Origin of the sequence: Chryseobacterium sp. MP_3.2 (assembly GCF_035984805.1) — a bacterium.
Lineage (GTDB): Bacteria > Bacteroidota > Bacteroidia > Flavobacteriales > Weeksellaceae > Kaistella.
Genome location: NZ_JAXCHW010000001.1, coordinates 96,890 through 123,574, shown reverse-complemented (window position 1 = coordinate 123,574; position 26,685 = coordinate 96,890). Strand labels below are relative to the sequence as shown.

Sequence of the window (26,685 nt, the reverse complement as noted above, 5' to 3'; positions counted from 1 at the left end):
CTATTTTCCTTAATTTCGTTTTCATAAAAATAATTTCACCAAAGTAATAACCTTTCAAAAAAAATTCCTGACCATAATGATCAGGAATTTTATTTTTATGGAATTTTTATTAATCCATATAACTTTCAATCGGAGCACACGTACAGATTAAATTTCTATCTCCATAGGCTTCATCAACTCTGGAAACAGTCGCGAAAAACTTATGCTCACGAACCCAATCTAATGGATAAGCTGCTTTTTCTCGGCTGTACGGTCTGTCCCAAGAATCAGAAATGACGATCTGCTCCGTATGTGGTGCATTTTTCAATACATTATCTTTTTCATCTGCATCTCCATTTGCGATTTCATCAATTTCTGTTTTAATGGAAATCAAGGCTTCTGCAAATCGATCTAATTCCCTTTTGCTTTCAGATTCTGTAGGTTCAATCATCATGGTTCCGGCAACCGGAAAACTTACCGTTGGTGCGTGGAATCCATAATCCATCAATCTTTTCGCCACATCTGCAACCTCAATTCCTAAGGATTTAAACTGACGGAAATCAACGATACATTCATGCGCTACTCTATTATTTTTATTGGCATAGAGAATAGGAAAATGCTCTCCTAAAACTACTTTCAAATAATTGGCATTTAAAATAGCATGCGCGGTCGCTTTCATCAATCCATTTGTTCCTAACATTTTAATGTAGGCGTAAGAAATATTTAACACCAAACTGGAGCCATAAGGTGCGCCGGAAATAGCGTCAATCGCTTCTTTTCCACCGATTTTAATATTTGGATTTGAGGGTAAGAAAGGAACTAAATGTGCTGCAACGCAGATTGGCCCAACTCCTGGTCCACCGCCACCGTGAGGAATAGCAAACGTTTTATGCAAGTTTAAGTGACAAACATCTGCACCTACATTCCCAGGACTCGTGTAGCCAACTTGCGCATTCATATTCGCGCCATCCAAGTAAACTTGTCCGCCGTGATCATGAATTAATTGGGTAATTTCTTTAATATTTTCATCGAATAAACCATACGTAGAAGGATAGGTTATCATAGCGGCAGATAGGTTTTCACTGTGCTGCTCTGCTTTCGCCTTTAAATCTTCAAAATCAATTTCTCCATTTTCAAGATTTTTTACAACTACCACTTTCATTCCTGCAATTACGGCAGACGCCGGATTTGTTCCATGCGCAGATTGTGGAATCAAAGCAATATTCCGATGACCTTCGCCACGTGATTTATGATATTGACGAATAACCATTAAACCTGCGTATTCGCCTTGCGCACCAGAATTTGGCTGCAACGAAGTTCCGGCAAATCCTGTAATTTCTGCCAAGTCTTTTTCTAATTCTTTAATTAAAATTTGGTAACCTCCGGCTTGCTCTGTTGGAACAAAAGGATGAACATTTCCCCACTCGGACCAGGAAAGCGGCAGCATTTGCGTGGCAGCATTTAATTTCATAGTACAAGATCCCAAAGAAATCATAGAATGCGTTAGAGACAAATCTTTTCTTTCTAAGCGCTTGATATATCGCATCAATTCCGTTTCTGTATGATAACGGTTGAAAACTTCGTCTTGCAAAATCAGATCAGTTCTTAGCGATTCTGCTGGAATGTGAACTTCCTCTTTTACCACTAATTTAAAACTCTGCTTGTCCTTAAACTGTGCGAACGCTTCAAATAAACATTGCAGTTTATCCATCGTAGAAGCTTCATTCACAGAAATACTTACAATTCCCTCAGAGAAATAGTTCAGGTTAATTCTGCGGTCCCGCATTAAGCGCATCAAAGAATTTTTATCATCTTCATGAATGCGGAATTTTACGGTATCAAAAATAGCTTCTTCAACCAAATCATAACCCAAAGTCTTTAATCCATCATGCAAAGCATTGGCTTTAAAGTGAATTTGATCTGCAATATAATTTAAACCTTGTGGACCGTGATAAACCGCGTACATTCCTGCCATTACGGCTAAAAGAACTTGAGCCGTGCAAATATTGGACGTCGCTTTTTCTCTTTTAATATGTTGCTCTCTGGTTTGCAATGCCATTCGCAAAGCGCGTTTTCCATAAGCATCTTGAGAAACCCCGATAATTCTACCTGGAATATCTCTTTTATATTCTTCTTTACACGCGAAAAATGCTGCATGGGGACCGCCATAACCCATTGGGATTCCAAATCGTTGCGTAGTTCCCACGGCGCAATCTGCACCCATATCTGCAGGAGATTTTAGTTTGACTAATGCCAAAGGATCGCAGGCAACAACTACTTGCAAATCATGCTCTTTATAATACGCTATATTTGCAGTGTAATCGATGATGATTCCATTTTTGCCAGGATATTGCAACAAAATACCAAAGTAAGAATCGTTGAATTGATGGTTTTTATAGTTCCCAATAATAATATCAATTCCTAAACCTTCAGCTTTTGTTTTTAAAACTGCAATGGTCTGCGGCAAAACCAAATCTGAAACGAAAAACTTGATGGACCCACCTTTTTTCTGATTTTTAGTTCGGCTTTCAAAAAACATGTGCATCGCTTCTGCAGCGGCAGTTGATTCATCCAGCAAGGAAGCATTTGCCAATCTAAAACCTGTTAAATCACAAACTACGGTTTGAAAATTCAACAAAGCTTCTAATCTACCTTGTGCAATTTCTGCTTGATACGGCGTATAAGCGGTATACCAAGAGGGATTTTCTAAAATATTTCTTTGGATGGGACTTGGCAAAAGCGTACTGTGATATCCAAATCCGATATAATTATCAAATTCAATATTTTTAGCACCCAATTCTTTGGAATGAGATAACATTTCTTGCTCCGAAAGGGGCGCCGAAATGTTTAAATCTTTTTCTAGACGAATTTTCTTTGGAATTGCCTGATTAATCAATTCATCAATACTTGAAACGCCAATTCTTTCTAACATCGCCTCTTTATCGGCTTCGTTCATAGAAATGTGACGGTTTACAAATTGTGTGGTATTCATATTTTACTGTAGATTTTATTTCGAAATAAGGTTCGTAAAAATACAAATTTTTGTCTAACAGACAATTGATAAATATCAGGTAAAAAGCATTTTAGCACAATAGATGGAATAGATTAAGGGCAAAATTTTCGACATTTAATGCGAGTATTTATTGTTACTAAATATTTCTAAATGATATTTAATCACGATGTTAGAAATCTTCTAGGAAGAAAAATTCTTGTAGAGCAATAAAATAGCGATGAGCATAAACAAAATTGCCAAAACGATTTTAAGTTTACGGGACTGGTTGCTTGGATGCAGGGATGTTGCTCGCGTAGGTTTGAAAATTTCCTCGGCTGCTTCCCGAAATTTTTCCCGCTCATTTTCAAATGTTTCGGTGATTGTAATTCCGCGGACAATGGTTTTATTTAGTAAAGAATTGGTAGCATGGAGTAAAATTTGAAATTTACCATCTTTAAAATCATTGATTTTAAAGGTTCTTTCGCCATAGCCTTTTTCCAGGCCGAAAGGCATAATTTTCACCACATCCGCATTGAAGGTTTGCCAATTAATAATGACTTCATCACCCTTTTTCGCCCGGATTTTATTGGCAGAAAATGTTTTAACGGACGGCGGAGAGGCGGGTCGGTAGCTTCTTTGCTGATGACCTAAATTCTCATCATAAATGCGTCGCTTTTCTTTGTCACCTAAGATATCATAAGCTTCCTGAATTTCCCGAAAGCGATTTTCGAAAAAATCATCATTTGGATTTTTGTCGGGATGGTATTTAAGGGAAAGTTTTCGGTAAGCTTTCTTAATGTCTTCTTCGGAAGCATTTTCCAGAATTCCGAGAAAGTAATAGTAGTTCTTCATTGATCACTGCGAAAAACAAAAGTAAGAATTTTAAAATTTCTGCAAGAAAAAACGGAAAGAATAAGTCGTTCCGTTTTATAATAATATCGACGTAATTATAGGTTTAAATTTGTTCCGCATTTTCTTTCAAAAGATCGAAACCTTTTCTAAAACCAATGGTCATGTGGTCTTCATATTGGTGCATGGTGTGAACGATAGCTTGAATATGCGTGCGGTTTTGATCCACATAACGTAAAAAATATTTCTCTTCAGCACCACTCCATTCTTCTACGGCACTACTTGCGATATCTTCTACTCCATTTTCTATTTTTCCTAAATGACTGAAAACTACTTCAAATGGTGGGTTTAAAGTTTTAATGGTAGAAACCATTCCATCTCCGTTTTTATCCAGAAAATATGTTTTGCCATTAATTTCCCAGTCCGATTTCATCACGGAACCCGAACCGAAAAACTGGGTCCATTCAGCATACTTTTCCTGATTCCACAGCATCTCCCAAACTTTTTCAATAGGAGCATTAATTTCGATTTCATAATTAAGTGTTTTCATTTTCAAAAATTTAAGCTATTCTTTCTAAAGGTTTTTCTAGTTATTCTCCACGTATTTGTGAAAGTTGTTTAAAATCGCATACCAGTCATCACGCTGCATTTGCCGAGAAGTTTTCATTTCAGGTTCGATGATTTCTATTACTTTCGTCGTATTAGGGTCAATCTCTTCTACCAAAATTTCTACCTTCCTATTGCTTTCTGTTCGGTACACAATTTTTTCGAAAGGAATGATTTCTTCGTAAGTTGCAATAAAATCAAAGCCATAACTGCGGTCTTTTGCTTGCATGCGCACATTCATTTTTCCACCTACTACAAAATCATTTTCTGCTTTTGGGCAGTGCCAATTATCTTGTGCAAAATTCCATTTGGTAATGTGTTTTGGATTATGCATATATTCCCAAACTTGTTGTCTCGGTTTTAATATTGTAATTTCTATTCTAATGGGTTCCATAGTTTTTGCTTTGTCTAAATCTAAGGATAATATAAGAGAATCCCAAGTTTAGGGGAATTTATCATGTTTATTTTAGAGAATGAAGTCCAATATTATTGCCTTCTGTATCGGTCATAATTGAACAAAAACCATAATCTCCAAGAGACATTTTGTATTGAAATATGCTTCCTCCTGCTTTCACAACTCTATCCTCTTCCATTGCGCAATCTAGACAACTGAAATAAATAAGCGTGCCGTTTCCGCCACTTTTCATGCCGTCCATTTTCACCAAGGCTCCAGAAGCACCAAAACTATCACCTATGCTGGGGAATGCTTTCATCGATACTGAAGGATCGTTGGGGATCTGCCATATCACGAAGGTTTACTTGTAAAACTTCTTTATAAAATTTGGTGACTCGGTCCATGTCTTCCACGTAGATTTTCAAACCACACGGCAAGATTATTTTCTTGATTTTCCATTTGATCATTTTTTTGTGTTAAAGGCTATCTCAAAAATAAGAATTAAATTTTAATGCTGCGTAAACTGACGGTTGCCAGATGGGAGGAACATCTTAAAAGATTGCTACTTGAATTGAATTGAACAAAAAAAAACCTCGATAGATTTTTATATTCTATCCAGGCATTTTTTTAAATTTTTTGAGACTACTTATTTAAGGGCATACAGCGCTTTTTCATAATCTGGTTCTTGTGCAATTTCTGAAACTTGTTCTGTGTACAAAACTTTTCCGTTTTCATCCGTGACAATTACAGCACGGCTTAATAAACCTTCCATCGCAGAATCAGTCATGGTTACTCCATAATCTTCTCCGAAACTTCCACGGAAATCTGATAAAGTCTCTACATTTTCTAACCCTTCCGCAGCACAAAAACGGCTTAAAGCAAAAGGCAAGTCGCGGGAAACATTAAGAACTACCGTATTATCTAAGCTTGAAGCTTCTTCATTAAATCTTCTGGCAGAAGCCGCACAGATTCCTGTATCTATGCTGGGGAAAATATTAAAAATCATTTTCTTGCCGGAAAAATTTTCCGTGGTTTTTGATTTTAAATCTACATTGATTAAGTTAAAGTCTTTCACGGTGCTTCCAACTTCTGGCAATGATCCTACGGTATTTACAGCACCGCCATGTAAAGTAATATGTGACATAATTTTAATAATTTAAGTTTTTCAAAAATAGGGATTTTGAAGTAAAAGTAGCTGTTACAAAAGGTTAAATTAATCTTAAATCATCACTCTCCATCCTGATTATCCTTTAAAAAATGGATAAAATTTTTATAATTAGAAGTAAAATATTCAAATAGAAAAACTAAATAATGAATTGAAATTTCTAAATATAATTGAAGGACCTGGATAGAATAAAGGCATGATATAAACTCAAAATAAATTTTAGACCACATCATTTATTCTGCTAGAAAAGGTGAATCATAAAATCTTAAGGCGTTTAGCCGAAAAAATTTAAAATTTCCTTAAATTTGTGCTTCTTAAAATTTTACACAAAATAATAAATTGATAATGTCAGAAAATTCCAAAATCATTTACACTTTAACAGATGAAGCGCCCATGCTGGCTACCCATTCATTTCTACCAATAGTTAAAGCCTTCTCGAAAACTGCTGACATTGATATCATTCCAAAAGATATTTCTTTGGCCAATAGAATTTTAGCAAACTTCCCAGATTTTTTAAATGAGGACCAAAAAGTAGAGGATGCCTTGGCTGAACTAGGATTGATGGCCACAAAATCTGATACCAACATCATTAAATTACCCAATATTTCTGCATCTGCTCCCCAACTGGATCAAGCGATTGCCGAACTTCAACATAATGGTTTTGCGGTTCCTAATTATCCCTCTGAACCAAAAAATGAAGAGGAAAAAGTAATAAAATCACGTTATGCAAAAGTTTTGGGTAGTGCGGTAAACCCTGTTCTAAGAGAAGGTAATTCTGACAGACGCGCGCCAAAAGCCGTTAAAAATTACGCAAAAGCTAACCCACACAAAATGGGAACATGGAGCGCTGATTCTAAGACCAACGTCATTAATATGACGGAAGGTGATTTTTACGGAACGGAGAAATCAGTAACGGTAGAAAACGACTCGCAATTTAAAATCGAATTCTTCGGGCAAGATGGCTCCGTAAAAGAATTGAAAGGTTTAGCACCTTTAAAAGCCGGTGAAATCATTGACTCATCTATCATGAGTCTTTCAGCCTTAAAAACGTTTGTAGCAAAAGCAATTGCAGAAGCAAAATCCGAAAATATTCTTTTATCAGGTCACTTGAAAGCAACCATGATGAAAGTATCTGATCCTATCATCTTCGGGGCGATGGTTCAGGTTTATTTTAAAGAAGTGTTCGAAAAATATGCAGAAATATTTAATGAATTAGACGTAAATCCAAATAGTGGATTGCAAGATTTGTTTGATAAAATCTCCGGAAATCCTCAGGAAGAAGAAATTACAGCTGCGATACAAAACGCAATAGAGAACGGACCAGCCGTTGCAATGGTTAATTCTGAGAAAGGAATTACTAATTTCCACGTACCTTCTGATATTATTGTAGATGCTTCTATGGCTGCTTTAATTAGAGGTGGTGGTAAAATGTGGAATACTGCAGGACAAGAAGAAGATACTTTGGCGATGATTCCAGATCGTAATTATGCAGGTTTTTACCAGGCCACCATTGAGGATATGAAAAAACACGGCGCACTGGATCCAACTACAATGGGTTCTGTACCAAATGTTGGTTTGATGGCGCAAAAAGCTGAAGAATACGGTTCTCATGATAAGACCTTTCAAATGAGTGCAGAAGGAACAGTAAAGGTTTCTGATGCTAACGGAAAGGTTTTTATGGAACAAGATGTAGAGCAAGGAGATATTTTTAGAATGTGTCAAACGAAAGACGCACCGATTCAAGATTGGGTAAAATTAGCAGTAAACAGAGCTAGATTATCTGATACTCCAGCTATTTTCTGGTTAGATGAGAAGCGAGCGCATGACCGTGAAATGATTAAAAAAGTAGAAAAATATTTAAAAGATTATGATATTAGTGGATTAGATATTCAAATAATGAATGTTGAAGACGCCATGCATTTCACTTTAGATAGAATAAGACAAGGTTTAGATACCATCTCGGTTTCTGGTAATGTTTTACGAGATTATCTTACTGATTTGTTTCCCATTTTAGAATTGGGAACTTCTGCTAAAATGCTATCCATTGTGCCACTGATGAATGGAGGTGGATTATTCGAAACAGGAGCTGGAGGATCTGCACCCAAGCATATTGAACAGTTTATTGAAGAAGGTTATTTGCGTTGGGATTCTTTAGGAGAATTTATGGCTTTACAAGCAAGTTTGGAGCATTTGGCGCAAACTCAGCATAATGAAAAAGCACAAATCTTGGCGGATGCATTGGATGTAGCCAATGAAAAATTCTTGGCGAATGATAAGTCACCTTCAAGAAAAATTGGTTCTATTGATAATAGAGGATCGCACTTCTATTTAGCGATGTATTGGGCAGAAGCTTTGGCTAAACAAAACAGAAACGCTGAAATGGCGGAGAAGTTTTCGCCAGTTGCCCAATCAATGATTGAAAACGAGGAGAAAATTAATGCAGAACTCATTGGTTCTCAAGGAAAGTCTCAAGCTATCGGAGGCTATTTTCAACCGAATTTTATGAAAACGGACAGCGCTATGCGACCATCTGAAACTTTAAATGTAATTGTTAATGCACTTTAATTAGCTTATTTTTCTCAATGATAATCCAGAAACTCTTCAAATTTTTTGAAGAGTTTTTTTATTTACTGATTTTCACCTATTGAAAAAAGCTCGACTATTGACTAAATTTAAGAAGAAATGCCATTAAAAAATTAATCTTGGGTGCAGTCCCACTTACGCCTATTCAGCTGTTCCAAGTCCGAAACAAAGACGCAGAAAAATTAGGTGGCTAATCTGAAGTAGTTTCTAGCGTAAAAAATTGCAGCAAAACGACATTTTCTGCAGAAGGATTTCTAAAAATATAGAAACATAATGCAACTTACCCCGCTTACAAACGATGATTTGAAAGACATTTTACCGAAGAGCTATTGGGTTTAAAAAGACCAGAATTCTCTGTGGGAGATAACTCCATGCTTGCTGTGTTAACGCGCGAAGCCTAATACAGGGATAATGATAAGAAAAGCATTAAAGTAGAAATAATAGACGATGCGGGTGAAACCGGTAGCCCCGAAATTTCTATTCTAATGATACGTTTGAATATGAGTAAAGAGAAAACCACAGAAACAGGATATGAAAAAACGGCCGAAATCAATGGTAATAAAGCGATTATTACAGAAAATAATAAGGGACGCTATCTAACCTCAAAAACTTAAATGGTAGGGGGAAAACCGATATTTAATTTTCCTAAACGGTGATGACATTTCCTTTGGTGATATGAAAAAAGCTACGCGTGAATTGCATCTTTCCGCGTTGAAATAAGGTTTCCAAGCACAGCACCAACAAACAAATAAAAACCCTTTCTGCACAAGCAAAAAGGGTTTTGTATTTTATTATAAAAAATTTAAAGCATCTTCAGATTGTTAACTTCCAAGTCTGTTAAAATTCTCCAATGTCCTCTTTTAATATTTTTCTTTGTTAAACCGGCAAACATCACACGATCCAATAATTCAACTTCGTAGCCTAATCTTTGGAAAATTCTACGCACTACTCTATTCCATCCGATGTGAATTTCTATTCCAACTTCATTTTTTGGCTTACCTTCAATATAAGAAATACTATCAACTTCTGCGATTCCTTCTTCTAAACGAACGCCTTCTGCAATGGCATTAAGATCTGCTCTATCTAATTTACGGTCTAATGTAACGTGATAAATTTTCTTCATGGTAAATGAAGGATGCGTCAATTTTTTCGTCATCAAACCATCATTGGTCAAAAGGATCACCCCAGTTGTAGAGCGGTCTAATCTACCCACGGGAAATACGCGATAAGGAGACGCATTCGCAACCAAATCCATTACGGTTTTTCTTGCTTTCTCATCTTTCGTGGTAGAAATATAGCCTTTCGGTTTGTTTAATAAAACATAAACGGGCTTCTCGGGAGTAATTCCTTGTCCATCAAAAATAACCTTATCGGTTTTATGAACTTGGTGACCCATTTCTGTAATCACTTCTCCATTCACTTGAACCAATCCTTGGGTGATTAATTCATCTGCTTCTCTCCGAGAACAAATTCCAGAGTTGGCAATATATTTATTTAAACGGGTTGTTTCTTTCGGAGTCTCTTTCGCTAATTTATCGAACCTTCTTTTCTGCACAAAAGATCGTGTCCGTTCCCCTTCATCATTCTTATCAAAAGCTTTGAAAGGTTTTTTATAATCGATTTTCTTCTCGCTCTTGCCGAATTTTTTAGCAGTGTCAAAGGATTTACCTATCCTTTTACCTGCAGTTTTGTTGAAGGTTTTTTCGTAGGATTTAGCTTCAAACTCTGACATTAATTTCGGTTCGCGCAATTTTTTCTCTGCTTTCGGTTCAGAGGAACTTTCAGTTTTTGGGGTACGAGAAGGAGCAGGTCTTGGACTCCGTGTTGGAGTAAATTTGGTCTTTTTCGGTTTGTCGTTGCTGTTTCTTTCTCGGCTCATCGTCTAAAAAATTTTTGCAAAGATAAAACTAATTCATTGAATATGAGGAATATCTTTTCCGACCCTAATTTTTAAGAATTTTGTAATCTGAAAATTTATCAGATGACCCTAGAATCTTTCCATGATGCCATCCAAAAGCATGGCAAGAATCCCAATAAAAATCCAGACTCTTAATATATTTAAAGCAAAGAAGTTGTTTTTTTTAAAGGTATTGAGAACGAGATAAACTACAAAGACAGTAACAAATAATCCTGCTGCAAAATATAAATTGAGAATGTGGTGTATGCCTTCATCACTTATAATCAACATGGAAACAATCATTAATAAAACCGACAATCCAACGATAATTCGTCTAGTAATTGGAAGACCAAGTTCATTGGGAATAGTGGAATAGCCAAAAATCTTGTCTGCTTTATGGGTTAAGATATCTTTGACTACATCGATCATTAATAAAATAAGGAAAAGAAAAACTGCCATAAAAATAACTCTCCAAGACAAGGTTCGGTAGTATACGAGCATTCCGAAAAATGGATATAGCGTTAAGATTACAAATGACAAGTTGTTGATTATTAAAACTTTGCTTAGTTTATGACTGTAAAACCAAATCATAAATTGGTAGACGAGGAAGAAAAAGAAAACCCGTGGAGAAATCAAAAAGGCAATCCCTAAAGAAATTAAATTTAAGGTGATGTAAGCATACAGAAAATAGCGCTGTTTCAAAAATTTTTGAAATCTGGTGCGGAAAGGTTTGGTCACTTCATCTTTTTCTCGATCGTAAAATTGATTGATAATTCCGCCGGCCGAAACACTCAAAATTGTACAGAAAATAATTCCATGTACTTTAAAATCAAAAACAAAATTGCGCAAACTCTCTTCTCTGTTAAAAAGAAAAAAAGTAGAAACGTATAAGGCAAATGTTAGGAGAAGGGTAACGAAAACACGGGCTCCCAAAAGGAAACCGATGAATTGAGAAATTCTGTAAAATATAATATTATTCATAAAAACAAGCCGACCAAAAATAAGAGATATTAAAGTTTGGACTGTATATTTTTAGAATCTGTAGATGACTTCTTTATGAAAGCCTTTAAGCATTTTTTCTGCTTTGGCGTAATCTTTAGTAAATCCTAAAATATAACCGCCGCCGCCGCTGCCACACAATTTCAAATAATACGCATTGCTGTCAATCCCTTTTTTCCAGGCTTTGTAAATGCTTTCGGGAATCATTGGTTTAAAATGCTTGAATGCCCAAGTTGAAAGACTTTTTAAGTTTCGGAAGAGCGGATTCATATCTTTTTTCAAGAAAGCATCAATACAAGCATCGTTATAACGAATAAATTCTTCTTTCAATGTTTTTCTAAAACCCTCCGTTTTCATTTTTTCGAAGAAAATCTGAACCATTGGTGCAGTTTCACCCGTTGACCCGGAATCAATTAAAAAAATCGCTCCTTTACCAGCTTGGCTTTCTGGAATGGAAACTTTGTCAATGGTATCACGGTTTTCTATAAGAATTGGCAAATTCATATAACAGATTAAAGGATCCATGCCTGAACTTTTACCATGGAAATAACTTTCCAAAGTTCCAAAAACTTGCTTCAGCTCCATCAATTCCGCTTTCGAAATTTTTTCTGCTACATATTTGATTTTGGAATACCGTTCGAAAATAGCAGCAACTAAAGCTCCTGAACTACCAACTCCATATCCTTGAGGAATATTAGAATCGAAAATTAATCCATTTTCTATATCCTTTTCAAAATGGGAAATATCTAATTGAAATTTTTCTGGGAGTTCTAAGTGATGAACATAAGAAGCGTATTTCAGCAAAGATGAATTGGATTCTTTATCAAAATCTGATTGCAAATCGGAAAACTTTAAGACCCCTTTATAAAAACTATATGGCACCGTAAGACCCTGAGAATCTTCGATAATACCATATTCGCCGAACAAAAGAATTTTTGCGTAAAATAAAGGGTTGGTCATAGTTCAATTTAATCCTTTGATTATCAGTTGCAAATGTACTGAATTTTAAGTAAAGTTAACATTTCTCTTTTAACAATTTTTAAGCCAGAAATTTAACAATTCTTAATTAGTGAGTAGGTACTTCTTCTTTCGTGCTTTTTACCTTCAAAAATCGAATAAGAATTAAACCAATGAAGAAGAAAAACGTCATGGAAAGTGCAGCATATCTCATGTTACTATACTTTTCAATCATGGTTGCAAAGATGAAAGTTCCTAAAATAATTGCTAATTTTTCTAACACATCATAAAAACTAAAGAAAGTAGTGTTATCCATGGAATCTTCGGGTAATAATTTAGAATACGTGGAACGGGACATTGCCTGTAAACCACCCATCACCAAACCGATAATACCCGCGATTACATAGAACTGCATCTGAACGTTAGGATTTTCTTTGTTGAGGAAATATGCTGATAAACATGCGACCATCCACAGGACGATTGTAATAGATATCACATTTTTATTCCCAATTTTTCGGGAAAGCCAAGAGAAAAATAAGGCACCAATAATGGCTTCGATTTGAATTAATAACAAAGTCATAATCAATTTATCTTGTGCTAAATTGATTTCACTTTTTCCAAATAAAGTTGCCATGAGAAAAATCGTCTGCATTCCAACGCTATAAAAGAAAAAGCTGGAAAGAAAAAACTTCAGATTACGATCTGCAAAAAGTTTTTTTCCCACCTTGAAAAGCTCGGCGAAACTTTCTTTCACAACATCTTTGTAGAAGCTGATGTTATCTTTCATTACCTCCCAAACTCCACCTTGTTCTTCGTGCTTTAAAAATATATTTTTGTAATTCAGCAATACCAAATCTTTTGGTAACTGATCTTTCACATTTCCAAATTGTGGCAAATGTTTAAAGGTGTACTGAGAAAACCCAAACCACCAAGCTCCAGTAAGAAGGAAGGAAATTCGAGTGTAAAATTTGGCTTCTTCCGCATCTTTGGCAAAAACCTGGATAAGAACTAAACAAATTACGACTAAAACTACAGATCCTAAATATCCATAAACATAACCTTTGGCAGACAAAGCATCTTGTTTATCTGGTGTTGCAATATCTGGTAAAAAGGAATTATAGAAAACCAAACTCCCCCAAAAGCCGACACTTGCAGTAATACTAAATAGTAAGCCAAGAAAAACGTTTTGCATGCCTGTAAACATGGCCAATCCCATACAAGATGTTGCGCCTAAATAACAGAAAAACTGTAAAAATGATTTCTTATTTCCGATGGTATCTGCAAGAGATGATAAAATGGGAGACAGTAAAACCACGATAAGAAAAGATATGGTTAAAGAATACCCATAAATTGCATCTGGTTGATATTCTTTCCCGAAGATGGTAATCATATTTCTTACGGGTACCTTAATCCACTGCCCCGTTGCTTCTACATACTCGCTTTTTTCTGAAGCTGTAGTGATGATGGAATAATAAATGGGAAAAATAGTAGAGGTAATGACCAAAGAGTAAACAGAATTCGCCCAGTCATACAAAGCCCAAGCTTTCATGATTTTCGGATTGTTTTTTATATTTGGTGTCTGCAGATTGTCGTTTTCGGTCATTTTGGAAATAATTAATGGAACAAAAATAAAAAAACCATCAAGATATCAATGAGAAAATTCATTAATAATTCTTAATGGTCTTTTTTAGAGTAAAAAAAGCTTACATATTTTCTATCACAATGGCACTTGCACCACCACCACCATTACAAATAGCGGCAGCTCCGTACTTTCCTTTATTTTGTTTTAGAACGTTGATGAGCGTTACAATAATTCTGGAGCCCGAGCTTCCAAGTGGGTGACCTAAAGAAACCGCACCACCGTTCAAATTAACGTTGGCCGCATCTAGTCCCAAAATTTTATTATTTGCTAAACCTACAACAGCAAAGGCTTCATTGAATTCAAAATAATCAATGTCTGAAATTTCCATGTTTGCTTTTTTCAAAGCAATTGGTAGTGCTTTCGAAGGTGCGGTAGTAAACCATTCTGGCTCATGGGCAGCATCTGCATAAGAAATTATCTTTGCCAAAGGTTTCAAACCTAATTCTTCCATTTTCTCTTTAGACATCAATACTAAAGCAGAAGCACCATCATTTAGGGTTGACGCATTTGCAGCAGTTACCGTTCCATTTTCTTTCTGGAAAACAGTGGCTAAAGTTCCAATTCTATCGAAATTTACGGCTTTAAATTCTTCATCTTCTTTAAAAATAAGTGGTTCACCTTTTCTCTGCGGAATTTCTACAGAAACAATTTCATTGTCAAATCTTCCTTCTTTCCAAGCATTTGCAGATCTTTTGTAAGATTCTATGGCAAAATTATCTTGATCTTCTCGGGTGAATCCATTTTCTGCTGCACATTTCTCTGCACAAACTCCCATGTGAACTTTTCCGTACACATCTGTCAATCCATCGAGAACCATTCCGTCTTGCATTTTCACATCACCTAATTTGGTGGCGTTTCTGGCTTTATAGTAATGTGGAACGGACGACATGTTTTCCATTCCACCGGCAACAATAATATCTTGATCACCGGCTTTGATGGCTTGTGCCGCCATCATCACTGCTTTCATTCCAGAGGCGCACACTTTATTGATGGTGGTTGAAGGAACGGTATTGGATAAACCAGCACCCAAAGCTGCTTGACGCGCTGGAGCCTGACCTTCACCAGCTTGTAAAACATTTCCCATATATACTTCTTGAACCAAAGAGGGATCTAAATTGATTTGGTCTAATGCTCCTTTTATGGCAACAGAACCTAATTTGGTAGCAGGAACACTGGATAAACTACCCAAGAAACTTCCCATGGGAGTTCTGGCTGCTGCTACGATGAATACTTCTTTCATTTTAACTTTTTTAGAATTTTTTAAGTACGCCAAATTACAAAAAAAAACACACTTCCTGAGGAAGTGTGTTTATTCAATTTTTAAAGAACTTATCTTAATGCGTTACTTCTGTAATGACCTCTGGATCATGTTTATGCTTAAACATTACGGCAAACAGGAGCGCAACTACTAAGGCATAACCCGCGAAAACGAGCCAGATTTCTTGCCACATTTTATCTCCATTTTCTAATGTAAAATATTTCTGGATGAGCCATCCACTAACTAAACTACCTGCAATTGCTCCAAAACCATTGGTCATCATCATAAATAAACCTTGAGCCGAAGAACGTATTTTGTAATCTGTAGTTGTTTCTACGAAGAGTGAGCCAGAAATATTAAAGAAATCGAACGCCATTCCGTAAACGATACAAGACAAAACGATGAGTCCTAAACCAAAGCCAACGGGAACACCATATGCAAACAATCCAAATCTTAATACCCATGCAAACATTGAAATAAGCATCACATTTTTTATTCCATATCTGCTGAGGAAAAAAGGAATAGCAAGGATAAATAAAGTCTCTGAAATTTGGGAAATTGACATAATTAAGGTGGACCTTTTCACTACAAAACTATCTGCATATTCTGGTATTTTTCCAAAGTCAGAAAGGAAAGTATCACCGTACATATTGGTCAATTGCAATGCTGCTCCAAGGAACATAGAGAAGAAAAAGAAAAGCGCCATTTTGTAATCTTTAAATAAAGAAAATGCGTTTAATCCTAACTTTTCTGCAAGAGTTGCGTTCTTCGGTATTAAATTCTGTGGTGGGCATTTTGGTAATGTAAATGAATAAATTCCCAAAATAATTGCAACTACTGCCGCAATGTAAAATTGATTTCCAGATGCCTTGTTATCCGTAAGATTAGTGATCCACATGGCTGCGATGAACCCGATGGTTCCCCATACTCTGATGGGTGGAAAAACTTTTATAACATCGTAATTATTGTTCTTCAGCACGTAATAGGCGATAGAATTAGAAAGTGAAATAGTAGGCATATAGAACATCATGGCGATAAGCATTACCCAAAAGAAATTATCTGGCGTAGTAATGGACGGCAAAAAGAACAATGTTATTCCGTAAAATATGTGCAAAACCCCAAAGAGTTTTTCCGCATTAATCCAGCGATCTGCAATAATTCCCGTCAAAGCAGGCATGATAATAGAAGCAATTCCTAAGGTTGCGAAAACCTTCCCAAATTCTTCTCCACCCCACTGTTTTGTTCCGAACCAGTAGACTCCAATTGTGATCAACCAAGCTCCCCAAACAAAAAACTGGAGGAAAGACAAAACGGTTAGTTTTAATTTTAAATTCATTTTAGGTTAAAATATATTATTCAATTTTCTTATTTCGTCTTTTGATTTCGTGCTGAAGTTCTAAAGCCGTATCAAAATCTTCATCTTTTACAGCATCATCTAAAAGTTTTTTCAAATCCTCTAAAGGCAAAGATTGTAAATCCCCTTCCATGGAAACTACATCAATATTTTCATCCGTATTGGTTGGATCATTTAATTCTAAAAGAATTCCGGCTTCATTTAAAACTTGAGGCGTGGTATAAATAGGGGCTTCAAAACGAACTGCCATTGCAACTGCATCCGAAGTTCTGGCATCTAAAATTAGTTCTTCGCCGTTTGCATTATTTTTAAAATTAATGTTGGAGAAAAATACACCATCTACAATCTGGTAAATGATGACGGAAGAAAGCGTGTAATTAGTAGAAGTCACGAATTTTGAAAACAAATCATGCGTAAGCGGACGAGGCGGCTGAATATCTTTTTCAAGTCCTAAGGAAATTGATTGCGCCTCAAAATTCCCTATTACTACAGGTAATTTTACGTTTGTTTCTTCATCTTCTAACAAAAGTGCATAGGCACCAGATTGTGTTTGACTGTAAGAAATTCCGCGTATGATTAATCGTTTGTAATCCATAAATACAAATATAAATGAATTTTTAGATTTCGTATTTATTTTTAAGGATATTATTGAAATGTTTTAAGATATAAAGCCTATTGCATCTTTAAATCAGGAATTTTGTCAGTATTAATTCGGATCATAAAAGCGCTACCAATTTCAGTTTCTTCTTTCGAAAATTTTCCATTTAAGATTCTAACTCTGGATTCTATATTATCAAAGCCAATTCCACGGGAAAGATTCTCGAAGGTAAAACCTTTTCCATGATCCGTTATCTTCAACTCTAATAATGGTTTAAAGTAGGAAATGGATACATGTGCAGTTTTGGAGTGCGAATGTTTTACCAAATTATTTAAAAGTTCTTGTGCGATTCTATAGAGATGAGTTTCGGTGGAAGCCTCTGTATCTAATGGTTCACCGACATGAGTAAAAGTACATTTAACAGCATATAATGTTTCCAAACTTGCACAGACTTTTTCTATAGAAGCAATAAGCCCATAATTTATAATAGAATGTGGAGATAGATTATGAGATATTTCTCTAATATGCAAACAAGATTTGTCTACGATTCTGATGACATCATTAATAATTTCTACATTTTGTGGATTATCATCCACATATTTCAAGCGCTCCAGATTAATCCTAATGGCAGATAAATCACCCGTAATTCCATCATGAAGTTCTTCTGCAATGCGGTTTTTTTCTTTTTCTTCACCTTCGATTAAGCCATTAATTTTGCTGATGTGCTGTTTGTATTTATGGTGCGTCACAGAGATTCTAATCCTCGCTCTTTCATCATTGATGATTTTCACCTTGTACGCCAAACCTAAACTAAAAAAGATGGTTTCTACAATTAATCCAAAATAGAAATAAGAAATAGGACTTTTCATCTCCAAAGAAGGAATATTACTGCCTGCAAATGCGGTAAGTCCGCAAATGATAAAAATAAATACGCCTATAATAAGATAATATTTATGAGCACCGGAAAATTCAAGTACACGAGTGACACTTGGGATAAAAAGAGCAATTAAACTTGGTAAAAGAATGAAAGAAAATAGTTTGATGTATAGATCTGAATTTTGATAATAATAGCAAATGAAGGCTGCGACAAAAAAGAAAACGGTGAGAAATCTTACTAACTTAATAATCGTAGCAAAGTATTTCTTGGTGTGCCTGTGAAGATCTAAAAAATACATGACAAAAATAACGTAAAGATTATAAAAGCAAACCTGAACGAAGAAGCAAAGAATCGAAGTAAAAATTAGTGCCCGATCTGGACCCAAAAATTGTGCGACATAATCTACGAAACCATCATAAATTATATCATTTCTGCTCAGAATATAGATAATTAAAGTAAGATTGTATAAAGCGTAATACTTGAAACTTTTGTCCCGAATGAAAATAAAAATCACACTGCTAATTACAACAAATAGCAATTGATAAGAGGCGACCATGTTCCATAGAAATACTTCCATATAAAACCCGCTAAAAATTCACGCCTCGTAAAAATACAAAATTTTTTGCCTAATAATAAATTTTACATCTCTAAAACAAAAAAACGTCGGTAATTACCGACGTTTTATAATATTTAAGAATAAAATTTATCCTTTGATTGCTTTTATTTTTTCATTTAAAGCTGGAATAATTTGGAACGCATCTCCTACTACTCCATAATCTGCAGATTTAAAAAAGGGTGCTTCTGGATCACTGTTAATTACAACAATTGTTTTAGAAGAATTAACACCAGCTAAATGTTGAATAGCGCCAGAAATCCCAATTGCAACATACAAATTGGGAGCAATTGCTTTCCCAGTCTGTCCCACGTGTTCGGAGTGAGGTCTCCATCCGATATCAGAAACGGGTTTGGAACAGGCTGTAGCTGCACCTAAAGTGTTTGCAAGATCTTCAATCATTCCCCAGTTTTCCGGACCTTTCATCCCACGACCTGCAGAAACCACAACATCAGCTTCTTTCAAATCTAATTTGCCTGAACTTTGTTCATGAGAAAGAACTTTCGTGTCTTCATTAGCAATGGTAAGTTCTTTAACTTCTTCTGAGCCGGCCACTGAATTTTCTTTTACGCCGAAAGCATTTTGAGAAACTGTTACAATTACACCAGCTGCATCAGCTTTTGCATGCATAAAACCTTTTCCAGAAAATGCTTTTCTTTTTACTTGAAAAGGAGCTAAGTTTTCTGGTGCTTCTAAGACATTGGTAATTAAAGAAAATCCATTCATAATCGCTAACATTGGTGCGATAGAGGACGCATCAGTAGTGTGTGGAAATACAATGGTGTTTCCTTTTGCTACTTCATTTACTGCTTGCGCATAGGCTTTTGCACTGAAGTTTTTCAATCCTTCATCTTTTACATTCACTACGTTTGTTGCACCGTATTTATATAATAAGTCTGAAGAGTCAGTTGGATTAATAGAAATTGCGGTCACAGTGTCGCCCGCTTGATCTGCAACAGATTTTGCATAAGAAACCGCCTCGAAAGCTGCTTTTTTATACGTTCCGTTTATATTTTCTGCATATACGAATATTGCCATTTTGATAAATTTTAAATTTTAATTGTGAATTCTAAATGATCAGCAGACCTTAAATTACTTTTGCTTCTTCATGAAGTAATCTTACCAATTCATCCAAATTGTCTGGAGAAACCATTTTAACTGCAGCTCTGGCTGGAACGGAATCATAAGAGACACCTTCCACTTTTACTTCAGCACCTACTGGCTCCACAATATGTAATGGTTTAGATCGTGCAGACATAATTCCTCTCATATTTGGAATAATCAAATCTTTTTCGTCCACCATGCCTTTCTGTCCTGCTATTACCGCTGGTAATTTTACAGAAATTGTCTCTTTACCACCTTCAATTTCTCTCACGGCATTTACTTCTGCACCGTTTACTTCCAATCCAACACAAGCGTTTACGAAGGGTTGATCTAAAAGCTGAGCTACCATTGCAGGAACTGCACAACCATTATAATCAATGGATTCTTTACCGCAGAGAATCATATCATAACCTCCAGTTTTTGCAACATTTGCTATTTCTGTGGCTACAGAAAAACTATCTTTTGGGTCTGCATTTATGCGGATGGCTTCATTTGCACCAATTGCTAATGCTTTTCTAATCACCGGTTCTGTAATAGTTTCACCTACATTAATTACGGTAACCGTAGCTCCCTGCGATTCTTGTAATTTTACAGCTTTGGTTAACGCAAATTCGTCTAAAGGATTAATCACCCACTGAATTCCGTTTTTTTCAAATGCAGATTTATCTGCTGTAAAATTAATTTTGGACGTAGTATCCGGAACACTACTGATACAAACTAATATTTTCATGTGCTAATATTTACTGTTTTAATTTTTGCTAAGTTAAATAAAAATATATTATGCATGCATAGTACATTTAAGAATTTTATATTTCATACATAATTTAACCCTTTGGTTTTAAAGGTCTAATCTCAATTTTACTGGGCAAAGTGCGAGGATTCATTTTGAACATATCCAAAACTAAATTCCCGATATCTTCTGGTTGAATTTTCCAGGCATCTTTTCCGGAAGGCTCATTACCCGCGAAATGCGTAGAAACGGAACCTGGCATTATGGTAGAAACTTTAATATTATACTTGCGTAAATCCAGCATGGCGGCCTGCGTGAAACCTACGGCTCCAAATTTAGAAGCATTATAACCCGTACCATTTTCGAAGAAATTAGTTCCTGCTAAACTAGAAATTGAGATAAAATATCCTTCTGATTTTTTCAGTTCTGCAACAGACGCTTTCATCGTGTGGAATAATCCCGTAAGATTAGTGTCAATCATAGAAGACCAATCCTCTAATGAAAGTTCATCTACCGGTTTGAAAACTCCTAATCCTGCATTTGCGACTACATAATCCAACTGTCCAAAGTGTTTCTTAATGTCAGCTACTGCTTTTTCCTCCTCCTCGAAGTTTTTAACATTTGAAACAATTCCTAAAACTTTAGATGCATCTGAGGAGATTGATTTTACGGCTTGATCTACATCTTCTTTTCCCCGTCCACTAATCGCTACTCTGATGCCATTTTCTGCCAAAATTTTAGCAATTCCTAACCCAATTCCTTTCGAGCCACCTGTAATATATGCTACTTTATCTTTCATATTTTTTATTTCTATAAAGGTAAAAAAAGTAAATTAATTATGAGATTTCCACTGATGGTAAAAAATGAAAAAGACCATTTCGATAATCTATCACATTAAAAAAAGCACCCCTTGAAAGGTTCTTAGAAATTACAATTAATTATTTAATCTTTTAAAATTTTCTGAATGTACACCTTCCCATCGTTCGCTTTCACTTTAAGGATGTAAGTTCCCTTTGGATGATTCGCTACATTTAATTCGGAACTAGCTTTTGCTGCATTTGAGGTATTTACTTTCTTACCCTCCATATCATAAATCTCCACAGACTCCACTTTTAGATTATTAGCCATTCTAAAGTTTAAAACGTCTTTAACTGGATTAGGATAAACTTGAAGATTTTTTGAGTTAATTATTTATGTAACTCCTAAATTATTTTCACCAGTAATCGTCATCACCCACTTAGAGTTAGCAAACCCAATGGATGCTGTAGTTACGGGCGTAGTTAGACCGCAGGTTGCAGATTTAATGCAAGATGGTTTTGTTTCCGCACTTGTATTGGTTCCTAGGTAAAATCCGAAAGTAGAATTACCATTGTACGCAACTTCTAAAACGATTTGGGACCCAGCTGGAATAATTTGTGTTAATGTAGTTTCCGTATTAACAATTTTTAAAGCATCAGCAGGAGTTACCGGAACTTGTACATTTTTCAATAGCGTAGAAATTCCATCCACCTGGATACACTCCTATCAAACTATAAACATTAAAGTTTACATTGTTTGGTGCGGTTGCAGTCTCAACACCAAACGCAATATTGGTAATTTTGTAATCATAAGTAATCGCATAATCAGCCAAAGTAAAAGCTTTGGACATAAAATTATCTGCGGCATTACCACCACTACAAGTCACAGAACCGCCGGCAATTACCGTGGTTTGATTTACATTTTAGGAAATAGTTTAAAAGTTAAAATGAGCAGTAAAAAATGCCATTGTTAAAAGAGTAAAGGTTACTTTCATCATAAAAATATTTGTTTATAACATTCAGAATTAATAAAAAGTTGATTATCACTATGATAATCAACTTTTTATTCTCTCTTTTTACTTAGAAAATTTTCTATTTAGAATAATTTTGAAAGAAAAGAGGGATACTTTCAATTCCCTTATAAAAATTAAATAATCCATAATGTTCATTCGGCGAGTGAATAGCATCTGAATCTAAACCAAATCCCATCAATACAGATTTCGCTTTCAGGACTTGTTCAAACATTGCTGTAATAGGAATACTCCCTCCACTTCTGTAGGGTAAAACTTCTTTCCCAAAGGCAGTTTCCATAGCCGTTTTAGCGGCGGCAAATTCCTTAGTATCACTTGGAAGAACATAAGGCATTCCGCCGTGATGTGGGGTAACTTTTACCTTTACATTTGAAGGTGCAATTTTCTCAAAATATTTGGTAAACTTTTCCGTGATTTCTTCTGGTGTTTGATATGGAACCAATCGCATGGAAATTTTAGCAAAGGCCTTAGAAGGAATCACGGTTTTAGCACCTTCACCGGTGTAACCTCCCCAAATTCCATTGCAATCTAAAGTTGGACGAATTGAAGTTCTTTCTAAAGTGGTGTAGCCATCTTCACCTTCTACTCCACTTAATCCAATCGATTTTTTAAAGTGTTCTGGATCGTCTTTTAATTTGTTCATTTCTGCCCGTTCTTCTGCGGAAACAGTTTCTACATTATCATAAAATCCCTCAATCGTAATTTGACCTTTATCATCAATTAAATTAGAAATCATTCGAGAAAGTACGTGGATTGGATTAGGAACAGCGCCACCATAAAGACCAGAGTGCAAATCTCGGTTTGGTCCTTCTACTTCTACCTCTACGTAACTCAGTCCTCTTAAACCTGTAGTTACCGTGGGTTGCTCATTGGAATAAATATGTGTGTCTGAAATTAAAATCACATCACAAGAAAGTTTATCTGTGTTTTCTTTGACAAAAGCTTCTAGACTCTTTGATCCAACTTCCTCTTCCCCTTCAAAAATAAATTTAACGTTGCACGGTAAAGTATTGGTTTGCATCATCGCCTCAAATGCTTTGATGTGCATAAAAAACTGTCCTTTATCATCGGCAGAACCTCGGGCGAAGATTGCACCTTCTGGATGAAGCTCCGTTTTTTCGATATACGGTTCGAAAGGTGGTTTCGTCCACAACTCTAGTGGATCTGGTGGTTGTACATCATAATGACCATACATTAAAACAGTTGGTAATTTTTTATCAATAATTTTTTGACCAAAAACAATAGGATATCCCGCTGTTTCACAAATTTCTACATCATCTGCACCACCATTTTTTAAAAATTTCGCAACAGCATCTGCACATTTTAGCACTTCATCCTTATACGCGGGATCTGCGGAAATGGAGGCAATTTTGAGCAATTCAAAAAGTTCATCCACATAGCGCTGTTTGTTTTCTTGTATGTAATCTAAAGTCTCTTTCATTTTATTTGAATTAAAATTATTTAAAATCGAATCTTGTAAAAATAAAAAAAATGTCTTGCAGAAGCAAGACATTTGTATATTAAATAGAAAACTTTCTTATTATTTAGCTGGTGCAGAAACTGATGGTTTTGGTGAAGCATTCATAGTGCTGTCTGCTTTTACCATTACTTCTGGCTTTATTGAAACTGCTCCAGAGTCCATTGCAGGCGTAGATTTTTTAGCTTGCATCGCACTTACTTTCGCGCTAGCCTCATCACTCATTACATCATCTGTGTATTTTTGCGCGCCCTCTTCCATCTGTAGAACACCAAGATTTCCACCGGGTTGAACTTTTTGACAACTTGCAACTAAACCTGCTACTGCTACACCTAAAATAATTTTTTTCATAACTCCTTTACAATTATTACGGACCTTTTAATTTTGAATGCTCAAAAGTATGAAATATTAAGATTTTTAGCAAAGGTTTTTTCTGTAATTCTAATAACTTCTTAGAATGACTTTAGCTTTTTTAGTTTGCGTAAAAATCAAATACGCATTACCACCATCAGAAATTTTATACTTTTTCTTAATTTCTTCTGGAGTTAAAGGATAATTTTTTGATATGATATTGAATTTTTCGTCCTTTTTAACGCGTTTTGCGTCAATGATTTCCACTTTTAAAATTCGTCCTGGAAAATGTTCTAAGAGGTAATCAGACGTGTAAAAATGAGAATTCGGGTGCAACTTTTTTACATTGAAAAGCTCAGAAATACTATTAAATCCTCCCGATTTCAAAACTGAATTGTTTGGTATATATAAGTATTGAAGTACTTCTGAAAATTCTGAGGCGGCTGATTTTTCATTTCCGTAAATAAAAGAGAATGGAAGATCATCACTTTCAAGATTGACACAAGTTATGTTTGTATTCGCGTTGCATTTTTTTGAAGTGATGAAGACTAATAATTCTTTCACTTCATTTCTTATGGCGATTATTTGAATTTCCGCAATATTTTTTAAAGTAGAAATCAGGTAAGAAATATCGATAAGCGGTGAAAGTTTGATGATAATCTGCTCCGAAATTTTCAATAATTCATCTTGAACCTCCAAAAGGTTTGGCGACAAGTCTTCCAGCAAGAATTTCTTATTTTTATGTTCATCTCTTCTGGCTGGATCAAGATAAATTAAATCAAAGGTCTTCTCATTACATTGTAAGAAATCTTCTAAATTATCATTGAGGAAAATCGCATTTCTACTTAAAATTTTCCAGTTGTGTTTTACAATTTCGAACAATTCAGAATTCTGTTCTACTAAGGTAACTTCCTTAAAATTTTTAGATAAAAAGTAAGCATCTATTCCAAAGCCGGTTGTTAAATCAATAAAACTATTTCCTGTTAGATTTTTCGCCTTAAATTCTGCCGTAGCTTGCGAAGATGCTTGCTCTAAATTTAAATTTGGAGGAAATACAATTCCATCTTTGAGCAAGTAAGGAAACTTCTTTTTTGCGACTTTCTTTCCCTTGATCTGCTGAACAATATCTTGCATAGAAACTTCTACAAAGTGCGATTTTTTTAATAACAAAGAATGCAAATCCACAGTTAGATTTGCATTGATGTATTCTTGAACTTCTTTATTTAATATAGAATTGATAATGAATTTATTAAAAATTTACTCAAACATTTCCGCCAAACGAACTTTTTTAATTTCAAAAGTTGAATACAAGTCTAATACAGATTTTGTTTTCTCTAATTTTGGATAAAGATTCACGCCGATGATTTTGATTTTTCCTTCTTCAACCCAGTTTTGCTCTTTAATGGCTTCATCGTAAATTTTTTGCTGAATATAACCTGTTTTCAACAATTCACAATATCCACCTTTTTCTTCCATTTCTAAAAAAAGTTGCCAGGATTTTTCCGCGAATTGTTGGGTTAAATCCTCTACATAATATGATCCATTTCCCGCATCATCAAAAACGTTAATGATGCTTTCATATGCCAAAACGATTTGTTGCTTGAATGAAATTTCTTCGGAAACAGAATTAGAATTTTCTATTTTATAATCATTGCTGAAAACTGCATCTGCGCCACCAATCATAGCAGCAGATAATTCTAAGGAAGAACGAATCAGATTATTCTCAGCATCATTTTTAGATTTATTTCTTAAAGATGTTTCCGCAAAAATAAAGGGAATTTCATCTAAGCCAAACTCTTTAGAAAGTTGGTTAAAACCCAATTTTAGCGCACGAACTTTAGCAATTTCAAAAAAGTAATTTGCGCCAATGGCTACTTTAATGGCAATCTTATCTAAAATTTCTGCGCCAAATACCTCCGTTAATTCTTTGGTTTTTGCTAATACAATTGCCAATTGGTGAATGATTGTTGCACCGGAATTTTGATGTAAGGAAACATCAATGCAAAGATTTCTTTCAAAGTTTTTCGCTAATAGTTCTTTTGCTAATTGCTCATTCAATGTACCATTATCATTCTCAGAAAAAACATCAATTAAAGAAAAGTAGCGGTTGCTATCATCAATTGAAATATGTTCCGCCAGGTCTTTATCATTCACGATAATGATCTTCTCCTGCAAATCTTCAACATTATTATTGAGAAGAAATGCGAAAACATTTTCTTCCGCACTTTCATGATACAGAGAAACCAGATGCGTAGATTCTTCCACTTTCGGCAGATTGTTCAAAGCTTTAGGAACTGAATCGTAATAAGGCTTTACAACAATTCCCTCCAAATTTTCTTTAGATAGAATCTCATAAATATTTTCATTTTTGAGCTGCTTTTGAACTAAATTTTCCCAGTCTTGAAGGGTTTTTTTTTCAAACATTTAATTAC

At 35.2% G+C, this 26,685-nt stretch carries 26 protein-coding genes; 2 read left to right on the top strand and 24 right to left on the bottom strand.

What is annotated here, in order from left to right; genetic code table 11:
• Positions 1 to 109: 109 nt before the first annotated feature.
• The 6 genes from gcvP to tpx form a co-directional block, all read right to left on the bottom strand.
• Positions 110 to 2,971, bottom strand: coding sequence for an aminomethyl-transferring glycine dehydrogenase (gene gcvP, locus RCH13_RS00580; RefSeq protein ID WP_326985266.1), 2,862 nt, complete (start codon positions 2,969 to 2,971; stop codon positions 110 to 112).
• A gap of 201 nt (positions 2,972 to 3,172) precedes the next feature.
• Positions 3,173 to 3,823, bottom strand: a complete 651-nt coding sequence (locus RCH13_RS00575; RefSeq protein ID WP_326985265.1) for a J domain-containing protein — start codon at positions 3,821 to 3,823, stop codon at positions 3,173 to 3,175.
• 103 nt (positions 3,824 to 3,926) lie between these two features.
• Complete coding sequence (locus RCH13_RS00570; RefSeq protein WP_326985264.1) at positions 3,927 to 4,370, bottom strand: SRPBCC family protein; 444 nt, start codon at positions 4,368 to 4,370, stop codon at positions 3,927 to 3,929.
• Positions 4,371 to 4,406: 36 nt separating this feature from the next.
• On the bottom strand, positions 4,407 to 4,820 hold the full coding sequence (locus tag RCH13_RS00565; protein WP_326985263.1) for an SRPBCC domain-containing protein: 414 nt from the start codon (positions 4,818 to 4,820) through the stop codon (positions 4,407 to 4,409).
• Between the two features lie 67 nt (positions 4,821 to 4,887).
• Positions 4,888 to 5,175, bottom strand: coding sequence for a VOC family protein (locus RCH13_RS00560; RefSeq protein WP_326985262.1), 288 nt, complete (start codon positions 5,173 to 5,175; stop codon positions 4,888 to 4,890).
• 291 nt (positions 5,176 to 5,466) lie between these two features.
• On the bottom strand, positions 5,467 to 5,964 hold the full coding sequence (gene tpx, locus RCH13_RS00555) for a thiol peroxidase (protein WP_326985261.1): 498 nt from the start codon (positions 5,962 to 5,964) through the stop codon (positions 5,467 to 5,469).
• A 366-nt stretch (positions 5,965 to 6,330) separates the two neighbouring features.
• Here tpx and RCH13_RS00550 point away from each other — a divergent pair, with 366 nt between their 5' ends.
• Together RCH13_RS00550 and RCH13_RS00545 are read left to right on the top strand one after the other, a co-directional pair.
• Positions 6,331 to 8,550: an NADP-dependent isocitrate dehydrogenase gene (locus RCH13_RS00550; RefSeq protein ID WP_326985260.1), complete on the top strand. Its 2,220-nt coding sequence runs from the start codon at positions 6,331 to 6,333 to the stop codon at positions 8,548 to 8,550.
• A 503-nt stretch (positions 8,551 to 9,053) separates the two neighbouring features.
• Entirely contained in the window at positions 9,054 to 9,182 is a 129-nt protein-coding gene (locus RCH13_RS00545) for a hypothetical protein (RefSeq protein ID WP_326985259.1), read from the top strand.
• 188 nt (positions 9,183 to 9,370) lie between these two features.
• Here RCH13_RS00545 and RCH13_RS00540 read toward each other — a convergent pair whose 3' ends face one another.
• The 18 genes from RCH13_RS00540 to RCH13_RS00455 form a co-directional block, all read right to left on the bottom strand.
• On the bottom strand, positions 9,371 to 10,300 hold the full coding sequence (locus tag RCH13_RS00540) for a pseudouridine synthase (RefSeq protein ID WP_442784612.1): 930 nt from the start codon (positions 10,298 to 10,300) through the stop codon (positions 9,371 to 9,373).
• A 255-nt stretch (positions 10,301 to 10,555) separates the two neighbouring features.
• Positions 10,556 to 11,446 carry a UbiA family prenyltransferase gene (locus RCH13_RS00535; RefSeq protein ID WP_326985257.1) on the bottom strand — a complete coding sequence of 297 codons (891 nt, stop codon included), beginning with the start codon at positions 11,444 to 11,446 and terminating at the stop codon, positions 10,556 to 10,558.
• 51 nt (positions 11,447 to 11,497) lie between these two features.
• Complete coding sequence (locus RCH13_RS00530) at positions 11,498 to 12,424, bottom strand: mevalonate kinase family protein (RefSeq protein WP_326985256.1); 927 nt, start codon at positions 12,422 to 12,424, stop codon at positions 11,498 to 11,500.
• A gap of 106 nt (positions 12,425 to 12,530) precedes the next feature.
• The gene (locus tag RCH13_RS00525; protein ID WP_326985255.1) at positions 12,531 to 14,024 is read right to left on the bottom strand and encodes an MFS transporter; all 1,494 of its coding nucleotides are present in this window, start codon (positions 14,022 to 14,024) and stop codon (positions 12,531 to 12,533) included.
• A gap of 100 nt (positions 14,025 to 14,124) precedes the next feature.
• The gene (locus RCH13_RS00520) at positions 14,125 to 15,303 is read right to left on the bottom strand and encodes an acetyl-CoA C-acyltransferase (protein WP_326985254.1); all 1,179 of its coding nucleotides are present in this window, start codon (positions 15,301 to 15,303) and stop codon (positions 14,125 to 14,127) included.
• 94 nt (positions 15,304 to 15,397) lie between these two features.
• Positions 15,398 to 16,657 (bottom strand): nucleoside permease, encoded by a 1,260-nt coding sequence (locus tag RCH13_RS00515; protein WP_326985253.1) that lies wholly within the window; start codon positions 16,655 to 16,657, stop codon positions 15,398 to 15,400.
• A gap of 16 nt (positions 16,658 to 16,673) precedes the next feature.
• Entirely contained in the window at positions 16,674 to 17,270 is a 597-nt protein-coding gene (locus RCH13_RS00510; RefSeq protein WP_326985252.1) for a bifunctional nuclease family protein, read from the bottom strand.
• 77 nt (positions 17,271 to 17,347) lie between these two features.
• Positions 17,348 to 18,727, bottom strand: a complete 1,380-nt coding sequence (locus tag RCH13_RS00505) for a sensor histidine kinase (RefSeq protein WP_326985251.1) — start codon at positions 18,725 to 18,727, stop codon at positions 17,348 to 17,350.
• Between the two features lie 126 nt (positions 18,728 to 18,853).
• Positions 18,854 to 19,801 carry an electron transfer flavoprotein subunit alpha/FixB family protein gene (locus RCH13_RS00500; protein ID WP_326985250.1) on the bottom strand — a complete coding sequence of 316 codons (948 nt, stop codon included), beginning with the start codon at positions 19,799 to 19,801 and terminating at the stop codon, positions 18,854 to 18,856.
• A 49-nt stretch (positions 19,802 to 19,850) separates the two neighbouring features.
• Complete coding sequence (locus RCH13_RS00495) at positions 19,851 to 20,597, bottom strand: electron transfer flavoprotein subunit beta/FixA family protein (protein ID WP_326985249.1); 747 nt, start codon at positions 20,595 to 20,597, stop codon at positions 19,851 to 19,853.
• 94 nt (positions 20,598 to 20,691) lie between these two features.
• Positions 20,692 to 21,396: an SDR family oxidoreductase gene (locus RCH13_RS00490; protein ID WP_326985248.1), complete on the bottom strand. Its 705-nt coding sequence runs from the start codon at positions 21,394 to 21,396 to the stop codon at positions 20,692 to 20,694.
• Positions 21,397 to 21,539: 143 nt separating this feature from the next.
• Complete coding sequence (locus RCH13_RS00485; RefSeq protein ID WP_326985953.1) at positions 21,540 to 21,785, bottom strand: T9SS type A sorting domain-containing protein; 246 nt, start codon at positions 21,783 to 21,785, stop codon at positions 21,540 to 21,542.
• A 3-nt stretch (positions 21,786 to 21,788) separates the two neighbouring features.
• Positions 21,789 to 22,085: a hypothetical protein gene (locus RCH13_RS00480; RefSeq protein ID WP_326985247.1), complete on the bottom strand. Its 297-nt coding sequence runs from the start codon at positions 22,083 to 22,085 to the stop codon at positions 21,789 to 21,791.
• A complete protein-coding gene (locus RCH13_RS00475; protein ID WP_326985246.1) occupies positions 22,051 to 22,245 on the bottom strand; it encodes a hypothetical protein in 195 nt (64 codons plus the stop codon). Before RCH13_RS00475 ends, RCH13_RS00480 begins: the two co-directional genes overlap by 35 nt.
• A 241-nt stretch (positions 22,246 to 22,486) precedes the next feature.
• Positions 22,487 to 23,866, bottom strand: a complete 1,380-nt coding sequence (locus RCH13_RS00470; RefSeq protein ID WP_326985245.1) for a dipeptidase — start codon at positions 23,864 to 23,866, stop codon at positions 22,487 to 22,489.
• A gap of 99 nt (positions 23,867 to 23,965) precedes the next feature.
• Positions 23,966 to 24,253 (bottom strand): hypothetical protein, encoded by a 288-nt coding sequence (locus tag RCH13_RS00465; RefSeq protein ID WP_326985244.1) that lies wholly within the window; start codon positions 24,251 to 24,253, stop codon positions 23,966 to 23,968.
• 90 nt (positions 24,254 to 24,343) lie between these two features.
• Positions 24,344 to 25,492, bottom strand: coding sequence for a class I SAM-dependent methyltransferase (locus RCH13_RS00460; RefSeq protein WP_442784611.1), 1,149 nt, complete (start codon positions 25,490 to 25,492; stop codon positions 24,344 to 24,346).
• Between the two features lie 18 nt (positions 25,493 to 25,510).
• Positions 25,511 to 26,677: a methylmalonyl-CoA mutase family protein gene (locus tag RCH13_RS00455; RefSeq protein ID WP_326985242.1), complete on the bottom strand. Its 1,167-nt coding sequence runs from the start codon at positions 26,675 to 26,677 to the stop codon at positions 25,511 to 25,513.
• Positions 26,678 to 26,685: the final 8 nt, after the last annotated feature.